The organism is uncultured Negativibacillus sp., assembly GCF_944388365.1.
In the GTDB taxonomy this organism is placed as follows: domain Bacteria; phylum Bacillota; class Clostridia; order Oscillospirales; family Ruminococcaceae; genus Negativibacillus.
The window spans coordinates 1-10,501 of sequence record NZ_CALXIN010000066.1; the positions used below are offsets into that span (position 1 = coordinate 1).

At 53.9% G+C, this 10,501-nt stretch carries 11 protein-coding genes; all 11 read right to left on the reverse strand.

Annotated elements, in window-relative coordinates; genetic code table 11:
- Positions 1 to 1,653 (reverse strand): 1-deoxy-D-xylulose-5-phosphate synthase (gene dxs / locus Q0L39_RS08635; protein ID WP_296628399.1); only part of this gene is annotated, 1,653 nt, incomplete at its 3' end.
- 22 nt (positions 1,654 to 1,675) lie between these two features.
- A complete protein-coding gene (locus tag Q0L39_RS08640) occupies positions 1,676 to 2,221 on the reverse strand; it encodes a divergent PAP2 family protein (protein ID WP_296628400.1) in 546 nt (181 codons plus the stop codon).
- Positions 2,222 to 2,255: 34 nt separating this feature from the next.
- Positions 2,256 to 3,140 (reverse strand): polyprenyl synthetase family protein, encoded by an 885-nt coding sequence (locus Q0L39_RS08645; RefSeq protein WP_296628402.1) that lies wholly within the window; start codon positions 3,138 to 3,140, stop codon positions 2,256 to 2,258.
- Positions 3,127 to 3,360 carry an exodeoxyribonuclease VII small subunit gene (gene xseB / locus Q0L39_RS08650; protein ID WP_296628404.1) on the reverse strand — a complete coding sequence of 78 codons (234 nt, stop codon included), beginning with the start codon at positions 3,358 to 3,360 and terminating at the stop codon, positions 3,127 to 3,129. The genes Q0L39_RS08645 and xseB overlap by 14 nt, the downstream gene beginning before the upstream one ends.
- Positions 3,338 to 4,576, reverse strand: coding sequence for an exodeoxyribonuclease VII large subunit (gene xseA / locus Q0L39_RS08655; RefSeq protein ID WP_296628405.1), 1,239 nt, complete (start codon positions 4,574 to 4,576; stop codon positions 3,338 to 3,340). The genes xseB and xseA overlap by 23 nt, the downstream gene beginning before the upstream one ends.
- Entirely contained in the window at positions 4,569 to 5,516 is a 948-nt protein-coding gene (locus Q0L39_RS08660) for a peptidase M22 (protein ID WP_296628407.1), read from the reverse strand. The genes xseA and Q0L39_RS08660 overlap by 8 nt, the downstream gene beginning before the upstream one ends.
- 23 nt (positions 5,517 to 5,539) lie before the next feature.
- Positions 5,540 to 5,959, reverse strand: coding sequence for a transcription antitermination factor NusB (nusB, locus tag Q0L39_RS08665; protein ID WP_296628409.1), 420 nt, complete (start codon positions 5,957 to 5,959; stop codon positions 5,540 to 5,542).
- 92 nt (positions 5,960 to 6,051) lie between these two features.
- Positions 6,052 to 6,423, reverse strand: a complete 372-nt coding sequence (locus tag Q0L39_RS08670; protein WP_296628411.1) for an Asp23/Gls24 family envelope stress response protein — start codon at positions 6,421 to 6,423, stop codon at positions 6,052 to 6,054.
- Positions 6,424 to 6,587: 164 nt separating this feature from the next.
- The gene (locus tag Q0L39_RS08675) at positions 6,588 to 7,841 is read right to left on the reverse strand and encodes a M56 family metallopeptidase (protein ID WP_296628412.1); all 1,254 of its coding nucleotides are present in this window, start codon (positions 7,839 to 7,841) and stop codon (positions 6,588 to 6,590) included.
- A gap of 217 nt (positions 7,842 to 8,058) precedes the next feature.
- Positions 8,059 to 9,858, reverse strand: coding sequence for an N-acetylmuramoyl-L-alanine amidase (locus tag Q0L39_RS08680; protein WP_296628414.1), 1,800 nt, complete (start codon positions 9,856 to 9,858; stop codon positions 8,059 to 8,061).
- Positions 9,859 to 9,988: 130 nt separating this feature from the next.
- Positions 9,989 to 10,501 (reverse strand): YitT family protein (locus Q0L39_RS08685; protein WP_296628416.1); only part of this gene is annotated, 513 nt, incomplete at its 5' end.

Consider the following 10,501-nt stretch of genomic DNA (forward strand, 5'->3'; position numbering starts at 1 on the left):
GCGCTCCACACCTTCAAGCTCGGTCAAAACCTCGTCGGCGGGCAGCGGGCACACTCTGCCCAGCTTTACTATTCTCACGTCCACGCCCGCCTCGGCCAGCTTGCTCTGAGCGGCGAGCGCCTCGTTTATCATGGTGCCGTAGACTATTATCGCCGCGTCGCGCCCTGCTCCAAACGTGCGCACCGGAAGCGCGCCGCCGGAGCGGTACCCGCCCTCTCCGCCGCGCGGATAGCGTACCGCACAGACGCCGCTGTCCTGATAGATACTGCGGTACAGATGCTGGCGCAGCTCGGCATAGTTTGCCGGCGAATAAACGGTGATGTCCGGTATGTTTGCCAGCATCGCCACATCAAACAGTCCCTGGTGAGTCTCACCGTCGTTGCCGACGATGCCGGCGCGGTCGATGGCCAGAATGACGTGCTGCGGCTCGATGGACAGATCGTGGATGATCTCATCGTAGCAGCGCTGCAAAAATGAGGAGTACACCGCAAAGACGGGAATCATCCCGTTGGCGGCAAGTCCTCCCGCAAAGGTGACGGCATGCGGCTCGGCGATGCCCACGTCAAAGAATCTTCCCTGTTCGCGGAAGGCGTGGGAAAAGTGGTTGAGCCCTGTACCGTATTTCATTGCGGCAGTGATGGCGCAGATGCGCTCATCTTTTTGGGCAAGCTCGGTCAGATACAGGCCAAATTCGTTGGAGAAGTTGGTCTGTGCCGAGGAAAATGCCTTGCCGGTGTCAATATCAAATCCAGAGGTACCGTGGTATTCCCCTGGATTTTGCTCCGCATAGGAATAGCCCTTGCCCTTCTGGGTTTCAACGTGCAGAAAAACCGGACGGTGCAGCTCCTTGGCGCGCTGCAAAACATCGCACAGCGTCTCCAGGTTGTGTCCGTCGATCGGTCCGAGGTAATAAAATCCCATATCCTCAAACCAGTTGCTGCCGTAGATCAGCGACTTTGCCGCATTTTTTACCTTGTGCATGGCGCGCGCCGCAGGATGTCCCACCAGCGGCAGATGGTCGCAGAGCGTTTCGACCGTATCCTTGGTCTTAAAGTAGGCCGGTCGTGCGCGCACCTTGGACAGATATTTAGAAAATGCCCCTACGTTTTTGGAAATGGACATCTTATTGTCGTTTAAGATGACGATCAGGTTATCCCGAAAGCGGGCGGCGTTGTTGACTCCTTCATAGGCAAGTCCGCTGGTGAAGGCGCCGTCGCCGATGACCGCGATGACATGATGCGGGTCTCCCTGCAGACTTTTTGCCCTGGCAAGTCCGGACGCCACCGAGATCGAGGTGCTGGAATGTCCGGCGATAAAGGCGTCATATTTGCTTTCCTTTCGCTTGGGGAATCCCGAAATACCTCCCTCCTGACGCAGGGTAGAAAACAGATCCTGTCTGCCGGTCAGCAGCTTATGGGTATAACACTGATGTCCCACGTCCCAGACGATCTGGTCGTCGGGACAGTCAAAGACGCGGTGCAGCGCCACCGTCAGCTCCACCGTACCCAGGTTGGATGCCAGATGGCCGCCGGTCTTTGCCGTGGTCCGGATCAATGTCTGCCGGATCTCGGTGCACAGCGGCTCCAGCTGGGAAAAATCCAGCTTCTTGACGTCCTGCGGCGACGAAATCTGGCTAAGTATACTCAAGTTCATCTGTTCGATGCTCCTGTCTTTGTTAGAATATCGGCATCAGCATGGCAACGGTGATGCCCAGGACAGCGCCTGCAAACACTTCGGTCGGCGTGTGTCCCAAAAGCTCCTTGAGCAGGGCTTTGCCCTCCTCCATCTTGCGCAGCTCCTCGGGATCGACCTCCATGTTTTTGCGGCGGATAAACAGATTTTTAATTTCCTTCTTCTTTTTTGGTGCAAACATTTCGCGGATGTTGTCCGAGGTCATCTCCACAATCTTGTTGAGGACCTTTGCCTGTTCACCGGCAGCACGGCGCACTCCCATCGCGTCGTACATGACAATCGCAGCAAGAACCAGCGACATTGCAAATTCCGGCGAGGCAAATCCCAGCTTGCGCTCCAGCGCGACGGTCAGCGAACAGACCAGCGCCGAATGAGAGCTGGGCATTCCGCCGGCGCCCACCATACGCTCCCAGACGACCTCCTTGGTCAGCGCGAAGGTCAGCAGCGTTTTGAGCACCTGAGCAATAAACCAGGCCAGAAAGGCAACGTCAATATAATAGTTGCTGAAAATAAGCCGTATGTTTTCCATAGTACCACCTTAACAATCCTAATTCGTTTCCGTTTTAATGTGTGCGAACCAGGATATACTCTGCCATATCCCTTAAAAAATCGGCACTGGCGCACAACTTCATCTGTTCCAGCGCCTGCTGCGCTGCTTTCACCTTTTCCTCTGCAATCCGACGTGCTTCTTCAATGCCGTACACCGATACATAGGTTGTCTTGTTGTTTTCGCTGTCCGAGCCGATGGGTTTGCCCAGCTCGTTTTGATCTCCCACACAATCCAGAATATCGTCGGTGATCTGGAAGGCCTGTCCGATGTTGTCAGCGTAGCTTTGTGCCAGACGCAGCGTCTGCTCGTCCGCATCCGCCGCGATACATCCCAGCGTGACCGCCGCGATGATCAGTTCCCCTGTTTTCAGGCGGTTGGTCTGTTTTACCCGCTCAATCGGCACCTCGTGGCCCTCATTTTCCAGGTCCATCCGCTGTCCGCCGATCATTCCCTGATGACCGGCTGCCTTTGCCAGCGTCAGCACTGCACGGGAAATCTGGCTAAAAGACATTCCCTCTGCGCTGCCGAGCACCTCAAAGGCCTTGGTCAGCAGTCCGTCGCCGGCAAGCAGCGCTGTTGCTTCACCAAAGGCAACATGGCAGGAGGGCTTTCCTCTGCGCATATCGTCGTCGTCCATGCAGGGCAGGTCGTCGTGAATCAGCGAATAGGCGTGCACCATCTCCAGCGCACAGGCAAACGGCATCGCCCGCATGGCGTCGCCGCTGAGAGCTGCACAGAATTCCAGCGCCAGTGCAGCGCGCAGCCGTTTTCCTCCGGCAAGCAAACTGTACCGCATCGCCTCGGTGACACGGTCGTCCGGCTGTGCAGGCAGCCGGCAATCCAGCTGCTGTTCGGTCTGCTGCGCATAAGCTTGCAGCTTAGCCTTAAATTCCTTCATGTTCTTCCTCCTCTGCCGGCTGCACCGGTTGGGGCTCTGCATGCAGCTGTTCCATCCGCAGCTGTACAGCATCCAGCTTTTTGCGGCAGGATGCGATCAGCTTTGCCGCCTGCGCATACAGCTGCATGGATTCTTCCAGCCCTGCTTCTCCCCGTTCCAGCGTTGCAGCAATCTGTTCCAGACGCTGCATCGACTGCTCAAATGTCAATTTTTCTGCCATTCTTTTTTACTCCTTTAAGTGAAGAAACCGACGTGACCTGTGCATGGACAACACCGTCACTCAGCCGGATGTCCACCAGGTCTCCTGCTGTCAGCTGTCCGACGCTGGACACAACGCTGCCGTCGTGCGTAGTGACGCTGTATCCGCCCGCCAGACGTGCCAGCGGATTGAGCGCCTGAAGACGCGCCGTCTGTAATTGCAGTTCCCGCTGGTTCTGCCGCAGTTTCTCCCGCATCAGCCGTTCCAGAAGAACGGCATAGCTTTCCAAGTTGCTTCGTGCCTGCTCCACCACCAGCTGCGGACGGCGCATGACCGGTTTATCCAGCAGGTTTTGCAGCCGCTGATCCGACTTTTCCAGCCGCTGCTGCATCGATATTTCGATGCGGCTGCAGAGGTTTTCGAGGTTGTCCAGCAGCGCCGCTCCGTCCTCGCTGACCAGCTCCGCGGCTGCCGACGGTGTCGGCGCGCGCAGGTCAGCGGCGTAGTCGCACAAGGTATAGTCAATCTCATGGCCCACCGCCGAAACCACCGGCGTTTTGCAGGCCGCTACCCGACGGACCAGCTGTTCGTCGTTAAAGCACCACAGGTCCTCCATCGAGCCGCCGCCGCGTCCGATGATGATGACGTCGCAGTTTCCACGGCGGTCGAGGGCATCCAGCGCCTTTATCAGTCCTGCCGGCGCATCCGCACCCTGTACCGGCGCCGGCGAAGGCTCCAGCGTCGCCATCGGGCAGCGGCGGGACAGCATCTTGACAATATCCTGCAAGGCAGCGCCGGTGCTCGAAGTGACCACTCCGATACGCATGGCATAGCGCGGCAGCGGGATTTTGTTTTCCTGAGAGAACAATCCCTGCGCCTCCAGACGGCGGTACAGCTGTTCAAAGGCAAGCTGCAGTGCGCCTTTGCCGTCGGGCTGCATCTCATAGACATAGATTTGGTAGCTGCCGTCCCGCTCATACAGCGACACCGAGCAGCGCACGATGACCGCCATGCCGTTTTCCGGCTCAAAGGGCAGAGCATTTGCATAGTTTGCAAACATCACCGCCTTGACGGCGCATCCACCCTCCTTGAGGGTAAAGTAAAAATGACCGCTGCGGTAGTGGTTGACAAAGTTGGAGATCTCCCCTCGCAGCATCAGGTCCTTCAGACGGAAATCCGAGTCCAGAACACTTTTGACATATCGGTTGAGCTGCGACACCGCCAATACACTATCCAACGTTGACACCGCTCCTTACCGCAGCCAGAATCGCCGTTCCGGCTGCATTGTCCGCCGAAAATTCCGGTGCGGCAAAAAAGCCGCCCAGCTCCTCGGTAATCTTTTTGCTGATGAGAGAGTTGGACATCACGCCGCCCGAAAAGATGAGCGGCAGCTGTGGAAACCGCTGCTGTGCGTCCTTTGCCATGTGTTCCACAATGGCGCAGACCGAATCAATACAGAAGCGGGCAACGTTTTCCTTGCTCTCCCCCTGTTTTAACAAACGTTCACACTGGTTTTGCAGGCCGGAAACACAGCAGTTTCCCTCTTTAAAGGTCACCTTGACCGGAAAACGGCGGTCGGCGCGCAGCGAAAGCGCATCCAGCTCCTTGCCTGCCGGAAAGGAAAGCCCCATCATGCCGCCGACGCGGTCGATGGCCTGCCCGCATTTGAGGTCGAGCGACTCGAACAGAATTTCGGTCGCAAGCACCTCTTCCTCACCCTTGCTCACATGGACACATTCGGTGGTGCCGCCGGAAAAGTGGAAGGCAATAAACTCCTGTCCGATCAGATCCAGTCGTCCTGCCGAATACAGCGCCGCTGCGATGTGCCCGCACTGGTGGGAAAACTCATACATCGGGATGTGGTTGACTGTACTGATAGCGCTGGCAGCCAGCTTGCCGGTCAAAAAGCAGGGCATGTAGGAATCCGCAGCATTGCGCGGACGCGCCGATACGCCCACCGCCTCGATGGAAACGGGCGGCAAATCAAAAAACAGCTCCTGAAGAATCTGCGGGAGCTGTTTTACATGAGCAAACACGGCGTCGCTTTGCTTTAACCCCAGGGAGCCCTGCGCCACTGGCAACAGCTTTTTGCGATGGACGATACTGCCGGTCTCACTGTCAAACACTGCCGCCGACGTAGTATAATTACTGGTGTCAATTCCCAGATAATAGGACATGTTCGTTCACCCTGTCTTTGTGTTTACTCTTTTCCTGTTTTATTTTCAAGATGGTATTCCTTTGCAATCGCTCCCAGCACACCATTGACAAAGGCATAGTCGTCCTCGCTTGCATACTGCTTTGCCAGTTCAACCGCCTCGTTGATGGTGACGCTCATCGGAACGTCTGCAACATACTGCAGCTCAAAAGCCGCCATGCGCAAAATCGCCAGCGAAACCTTGGAGATACGGGAAAGTTTCCAGTTTTTCAGTTTGGACTCGATCAGCGCATCCAGCTCTGCCAGATGTTCTTCGGTGCCTTTTGCCAGGGTCAGGGTAAATTCACTGACCTGCAGATCCCTTGTTTCGGTTGCGCCTTCGATGATGTCGTCGATCGGCTGATTGGTAAATGTTTTTTCAAACAGCAGGCAAAATGCCTCCTGACGGGATTCATGTCTTGTCATAAGTAAGTTTCATCCTTTCCGGCTTTATGCCGGCGGCACAAAACCTTCTTTATTTTCCTTTCAAACATCAATTCGGCTGACGGATTTTATCATTACTGCTGAACCGGTGCAGTCTCCGGAAAAACAATCCCTGCAACATGGACATTTACCTTGGAGACGGTGATGCCGGTCATGTTCTGGACAGCATCTTTGACTGCCTTCTGCAGAGTTTCTGCCACCTGCGGAATATTTGCGCCATATTTGAGGTTGACGCTGATGTCGATGACTGCAACATCGTCGTTGAGGCTGATCTGAATCGGTCTGCCGATGCTGCCTTTTTTCAAAAAGTTTTTGATAGGAGCATAGGTGTTTGCCAGAGAAACCACACCATCAATCTCTTCTGCTGCAAAATTGGAGATAGTTGCCAGAACATCCTGGGAAATTTTCAGGCTGCCAGCCGGCTGTTTATTATTCTCAACGTTCATAATGATTTCCTCCTGATAAACAAAAATCCAGAGATCTTTCCCCTTCAAAGAATCCACAGCAGACCCTCTGGAGGAAAAAAAGACCTCCACTGCCTAATCCTTAACTAATTATAGCATATTGTTGCAGGCTTTACAATCAGATATACATAAAATTTCCAATCCGTCTACCCAATCAGTCCCCAATAGGCGCGGTAATCCTTGCCGTCCACCTGTACACTGCCATCGGAAAAAAGCGACACAGTTTTCTGGCTGCCGTCGGTTTTTGTAATTTTAAACCGTTCTTCCTCCACGCGGTTTTTGTTCTGATACAGCGCAGGCTTAAACGAAATCTGCGAAAACCATCCGACAACATTGTCCTTTGTCTGCGCCGACAGGTCCACCTGTTCCTGTGCGGCTCCGGAGGAAAACGACACCGAGGAGATTTCCCCTGCGCGCAGGTTTTCCGCCCATTCCAGATTCTGGTCGTTTACCTGTACAAACACCATGCCGCTGCCAAAGAGCACCATGGCGGCTGCTCCCACCAGCAGTTTCAGTCCTTTTTTGGGGATCGGCGCAAACAGATCGACCAGGCGTTTTTTCAGCCGCTTTGCGCTGGACGAGAAGTAGGAGACCAGCACAGTCTGACGCACGTTTTTGCGCTGGAGCAGGCATCTTGCGGTCTGCAAAAGCGACTGGGCATAGGCTTCGACAAAATCGCTTCCCTTTCCGCGGATGACACTGCGGTCACAGGCGCTCTCCAGGTCCTCGGTGGAACGCCGTGCCATCAGGTAGATGACCGGATTAAACCAGTGCATCGACAAAGCTGCCAGTATCAGCAGCCGGTACCAGCTGTCCTTGCGGCGATGGTGCAGCAACTCATGGCGGAAGATCATCGCCATCGCTTCCCGTTCCATGGCAAGGTCGGGAACGACCACCTTGCTTCGGAAAAAGCCCAGCAGCATCGGACCGGAAGCCTCCGAAGAGACCCACAGCTCGATCGGATCATAGATTCCGAGCGAGTATTTCACCTCGTAAAACAGGTTGCGAACCTCCATATATTCTTCCTGGCTGAGCGAGGAAGTGCTCTGTCCCTGTTTCATCCGATGTTCAAACAGCTTATAAGCGGTGAGGTGTGCCGCCAAAAACAGAATGGCTCCAATTACCCAGATCACCGCCAGCATCTGCATCAGTGACATCGACTGCGGCTGTGCCAGCATCTGTCCGCGCAGATGGTAGGGTGCTGTCAGGCGCAGCAGCGTCAGACGAAAGTCCGGCTGAATCGGGATCAGCAGACGCAGCGCCACCATCATCCACAAAATTGTGCGGCAGCGCGGAGAATAGCGGGGCATCCTTTTGCGGAAGGCATACAGCCAGAAAAGGACAAACACACCTGCTGCCATCGAAATTTCCAATACACAACCAAAGATATATTCCAGCATATCAGCATTACCTCCTGATAAAAAAGGTGAATTCACTCGATTCATCCTTTATATTAGTGACGGATAATTGCTGATTTTGTTACCCGTTTTGAAGAAAGTTCGATATTTTCTGCAAATTTGTCAAATTTATCACTAATTTTAGGTGCTTTTGTACATGTATATTCAACACTTTCTCAAAAAAAGTGGTCTGTGCAACACAGACCACTTTTAACATCGTTTATGCAAGATATTCGATCAGAGCGTCGGCAATCGCGTTAGCTGTCTGATACATCGAATCAGGGCTGCAAAGCTCGTCGTATTCGACCGGATTGCTGATGAATCCCATCTCTACCAGCATCGACGGACACAACGGATTGCGGGTGACATAGAAGTTGCCATAGATGACGCTGCGGGCATCGCGGTCATTATAAGAGGTGATTTTCTCGAGCATCGAATCGGCCAGCAGCTTGGAATTGTTTTCATAATAATAGATCTCGGTGCCGGACGGCTTGAGGCCGTTGCTGTTGGAACCGATGCTGTTGCAGTGCAGCGAAATGTAGAAATCTGCCTCATACTCGCGGGTCAGCTCAACGCGGTCGGTCATCTCCACCTTGGAGGAGGTGTCCTGATCGGGCTGTACCGCCAGAATAACCTCAGCGCCCAGACTCTCCAGACGGTTTTTCAGCACCAGCGCATGTGCCATGTTGATGTCCTTTTCCACCGGACCGATGCCATACAGCACACCGACTGCGCCTCCATCCACTCCTCCATGACCTGGGTCAACGACGATGGTCATGTTTTGCAGCGGCTGGGACTGGGAGCCCTCCTCTGCCTTTGGATTGAAGAACACGGTGGTATTGCCTTTTCCGTCATAGCTGACATCGTAACCGACGGTGTCTACGCCGTCCAGCTTATAAAATTCCAGTGTGACACTGCCGGCAGAGGAGCTTACCTTTGCCGAGGAGAAGAGGTTGCTGTCAAACGACGGCATCTCGACGCCGGTGGTGTTGTAAAAGCGAATGGTGATCTTCTCGCTGGTATTGTAGGCTTTGAAGGCAGGCGAGCCGGTTCCCTTCATCACCAGTGTTTCGCCGTTGTCATCGATGGTATAGGTGGTGGAGGAAACAGTGTTCTTCCAGGAGGTTTCCTCCGGCAGCAGGTCGATATAGCTCTTGCTGATCCAGCTGCCCATGCTCAGTTTAAAATAGTCGCCCTCGGAATCGGTGATAGCATCCACGGCGCCACGGCTGAGGATCGAAACATGGTTTGCGCTGCTGTCCGCCTCTTCATAGAGGATGGCTGCATTCTGGTTGACCTTGCCCAGCAGATGAGCGCCTTTGCCAATCAGATAGATTTCGCCTTCCGATTCTGCCGAACTGGTCTTTCCGTCAAAGCTCAGCTTGTATCGAATCTTGCCCAGATTCTCTACCTCGCCGCTGTCCGCTCCGGTCAGCTTGACCTTGGTCGAATAGTAGGCTTCCACGCCGGTGGTGGCGATCGCTTCCTGTTTTAATGTATAGGTCTTTCCGGCCAGTGTCGCTGTCACCTCACCGTTTGCCGGTGCTGTGCAGCGGATGGTATATTCATCGCCATTGGAAACAATATCATCCGAACTTGGAGTCAGGCGGCGAAGATTGGTGATCGTCGGCACACCGTCGCTTGTATCAGGGGATTCCGTGCGGGTGATGGTGATGCTTGCTGTGTCAGCTCCATTTTGAAAATCGAAGGTATTTGCTCCCATCTCAAGCTCAGCATAAATGCCAAACGAGCCGTAAATACCGCGGTCCTCCACCTCTTCTCCGTTGCAGGTCAGGGCATAATCCGGATCAGAAGAACCGGTGATATAATAATACTCCGATGTTGTGGAAATATCCTCGGTTGGATTTGCAAGCTGCAGGGTGTAGTCGGTGTCCAGTGTAAAGCCGGTATCCAGCACCGCCGACCGATCGTGATATTCCTGAGCAGAGACAGACAGTGGACTGCACGCCATCGACAGCGCCAGAGACAGCGCCAAAGCTCCCAATATTTTTGTTCTCATTCGTTTCACGACCTTCCTATAAAAGATATTGCTCTTATTGTAGCACAAAATTGCCGCCAATGGTATTGGAAAATGCTGACTTTTTACAAAAAAGGAGTCTTTTCGTCAGAAAAAACTCCTTTTATCCATCCTATTTCGTTTCGTCGGACACTTTATTGAGTGTAAATCCTCTGCCTTTGACTTCGTTTACCTCGCTTGCAACAACAAATGCCTGCGGGTCAATTTCCAGAACCAGATTGTTGAGCGCAGAAAGCTGGCGGTTAGAGATGACCGTCATAACGACCGGCTGTTCGCTCTTGCGCAGGCCGGTAGTCGCATGAATCAGCGTGGAGCCGCGGTCGATCTTTTCGTGAATCATCTGGTTGATCTGTTCATACTTCGGACTGACAATCATCACCTGTGTCTGCTTCTGACCCATAATCAGGAATTTGTCCATTACCAGGCTGGTCAGCAGTACGAACAAAATACCGTACAGCACCTGCTCGCTGGAGGAATAAATCGCCTGGATCAGCAGTAGGGTGATGTCGCCCACCGAAATCATCAGTGGAATGGACAGGCCAAACCAGCGGTTGAGAATGATCGGCGGGATGTCCATACCGCCGGTGGAGCCGCCCACCTTGATGACCAGACCGATGCCCGCACC